We start from the raw sequence: 2,912 nt of genomic DNA, 5'->3' as shown, positions 1-2,912 counted from the left end.
CTTCCTGCGCCGGGAGAAACTCGTGTTAAGGGCTGACCTGCTGCGGCCGTGGGCCAACTGGGTGACTCCCGAGGCTGAACGCACCCGCCGCTATGACACCTACTTCTTCGTCGGAGCGTTGCCGCAGGGTCAGCGCGCCGACGGGGACAACACCGAATCCGACCACGCGGGGTGGACCACCCCGCAGGCCGCCATCGACGATTTCGAGGGCGGGCGCTGCTTTCTGTTGCCGCCGACCTGGACCCAGCTGGGTTCGCTGGCCGGACGGACGGTCGCCGACGTGTTGGCCGTCGAGCGTCAGATCGTCGCCGTGCAACCGAACCTCGAAATCGACGGCGATAACTGGATATTCGAGTTCTTTGACTCCGACCGCTACCACCAAGCGCGCAAAGCCGGCGGATGGGGATGGCGGCTGTGAGCGAGTTCGTCAGCATCCACGTGGATGCAGCGCGCCCGGGCGTCGGAACCGTGGTGCTCTCGCGGCCGCCTACCAACGCGATGACCCGGCAGGTCTACCGCGAGCTCAGTCACGCCGCCGCCGAGGTCGCCCGGCGCGACGACGTCGCCGCGGTGATCATCTTCGGCGGCCACGAGATCTTCTCCGCCGGCGACGACATGCCGCAACTGCGCACGCTGGCCGTCTCGAAAGCCGAGACCTGGGCACGAGAGCGTCACGATGCCGTAGACGCCGTCGCGGCGATCCCCAAACCGACCGTGGCCGCGATCACCGGCTACGCACTGGGCGCCGGCGTGGGGCTTGCGCTGGCTGCCGATTGGCGGGTCAGCGGCGATAACGTGCGGTTCGGTGCGACCGAGATTCTGGCTGGTTTGGTGCCGGACGGCGTCGGTATGGCGCGGCTGACCCGCACGGTCGGTGTCAGCCGGGCCAAGGAGCTCGTGTACAGCGGTCGGTTCTTCGACGCCGAGGAGGCGCTGGCCCTGGGCCTGATCGACCAGATGGTGGCCCCTGATGACGTGTACGACGCCGCCGTGACCTGGGCCGGCCGGTTGGTCGACGGTCCGCCGTACGCGCTGGCGGCGGCCAAGGCCGGCATCGATGAGGTGTTCGAGCTGGCTGCCGACGCGCGGGTGGCCGCCGAACGACGCCGCTTTGTGCACGTGTTCGCCCACGCCACTAAGCTGGCCCCTCGTGACGAGGAGTTCGAAGGCCGCCGGTGACCCGGCGCCGCAACCGCATGCCACCGCCGAGCAGGTTGATGCCGCCCGCCACGACAGCAAGCTGGCCCAGGTGCTCTACCACGACTGGGAGGCGGAGAACTACGACGAGAAGTGGTCCATCTCCTATGACCAGCGCTGTATCGACTACGCGCGGGACTGCTTCGATGCCGCCGTCCCTGACGATGAGATCTACCGTCTGCCGTACGACCGCGCCCTCGAATTAGGTTGCGGCACCGGTTTTTTCCTGTTGAACCTGATTCAGTCCGGGGTCGCGCGGCGCGGTTCAGTCACCGACCTGTCACCGGGCATGGTCAAAGTCGCCACCCGCAACGGGCAGTCGCTGGGCCTGGATATCGATGGCCGGATCGCCGACGCCGAAGGCATCCCCTACGACGACAACACGTTCGACCTGGTCGTCGGGCATGCCGTGCTGCACCACATTCCCGACGTGGAGCAGTCACTGCGCGAGGTGATGCGGGTACTCCGGCCGGGTGGCCGCTTCGTGTTCGCCGGCGAGCCGACCACCGTCGGCAACGGCTACGCCCGCGCGCTGGCGGACCTCACGTGGAACGTCACCATCCGGGTTGTGAAGTTGCCCGGACTGGGTAGTTGGCGCCGTCCGCAGGCTGAGCTCGACGAGAACTCGCGGGCCGCGGCTCTGGAGTGGGTGGTCGACTTGCACACATTCGACCCGCGTGACCTGGAGAGGATGGCCACAGGCGCCGGCGCGGTCGACGTTGAGACATCCACCGTCGAGTTCACCGCCGCGATGCTGGGGTGGCCGGTCCGGACATTCGAAGCGACGGTACCGCCGGATCGGCTGGGCTGGGCCTGGGCGAGGTTCGCCTTCACCGGCTGGAAGACGCTGAGCTGGGTGGACGCCAACGTGTGGCGCCGGGTGGTGCCCAAAGGCTGGTTTTACAACGTCATGGTCACCGGGGTCAAGCCGTCCTGAACTTCGGGCTCCACGACGTTGCTTACCTGACATCGGAGGCGGGCTGCACCGCGCTGAGCGTCGTGGATGGGTTGCCCTTAACCGACCGTGTCGCCGAAATCGATGCTTTACGAAAGCAATTCGGCGAGCGGACGCCCGCGCTCGTCGAAACATCGTTGCTGAGGCGGCGCGCGGCGGACAAGCTGCCGGGTACCGGCGGTTGGCTGTTCACCGACGAGGCGCTGCAACAAGCCAGCGCCGCACCCGTCGCATCGCATCGGGCGCAACGACTGGCCGGTCGCGTCGTGCACGATGTGACCTGCTCGATCGGCACCGAACTCGCGGCGCTGCGCGACTCGGCGGCCCGGGTACTGGGCAGCGACATCGACCCGGTGCGGCTGGCGATGGCTCAACACAACCTGGTTGGCGCCGTCGACCTGTGCCGCGCCGACGCACTGCGCCCCGTGACTCGCGACACGGTGATACTGGCCGACCCGGGGCGGCGCGGTGGCGGACGCCGACGCTTCAACCCACGTGACTACCAACCTGCTTTGGACCGGCTATTCGACGTCTATCGCCGCCGTGAGTTAGTCGTAAAGTGCTCTCCTGGAATCGATTTCGACGCTGTGCTGAACCTCGGATTCGACGGCGAGATTGAGGTGACCTCATATCGAGGATCGGTGCGGGAAGCGTGCCTGTGGTCGACGGGATTGGCCGAGCGAGGAGTGCGCCGTCGAGCCAGCATCCTGGACCGCGGTGAGCAGATCACCGACTCCGAGCCCGACGACTGCCCGGTGCG

The 2,912-nt window shown here is 67.4% G+C and carries 3 protein-coding genes and 1 pseudogene; all 4 read left to right on the top strand.

The features are described 5' to 3' along the window. Positions 1-418 (top strand): annotated as a pseudogene (locus WB785_RS07800) (NUDIX hydrolase); the annotation flags it as partial. Beyond that, positions 415-1,179 (top strand): enoyl-CoA hydratase, encoded by a 765-nt coding sequence (locus tag WB785_RS07795; RefSeq protein ID WP_424078266.1) that lies wholly within the window; start codon positions 415-417, stop codon positions 1,177-1,179. The pseudogene WB785_RS07800 and the gene WB785_RS07795, both read left to right, overlap by 4 nt. Continuing rightward, positions 1,151-2,134, top strand: a complete 984-nt coding sequence (locus WB785_RS07790) for a class I SAM-dependent methyltransferase (protein ID WP_424078264.1) — start codon at positions 1,151-1,153, stop codon at positions 2,132-2,134. The genes WB785_RS07795 and WB785_RS07790 overlap by 29 nt, the downstream gene beginning before the upstream one ends. Beyond that, a partial coding sequence (locus tag WB785_RS07785) for a class I SAM-dependent methyltransferase (protein ID WP_424078267.1) occupies positions 2,092-2,912 on the top strand: 821 nt, incomplete at its 3' end. The genes WB785_RS07790 and WB785_RS07785, both read left to right, overlap by 43 nt.

The sequence above is a fragment of the Mycobacterium sp. genome (assembly GCF_049585075.1).
Taxonomy (GTDB): Bacteria; Actinomycetota; Actinomycetes; order Mycobacteriales; family Mycobacteriaceae; genus Mycobacterium.
The sequence above is the reverse complement of the archived record's forward strand: the minus strand, read 5'-3'. Positions and strand labels throughout refer to the sequence as shown.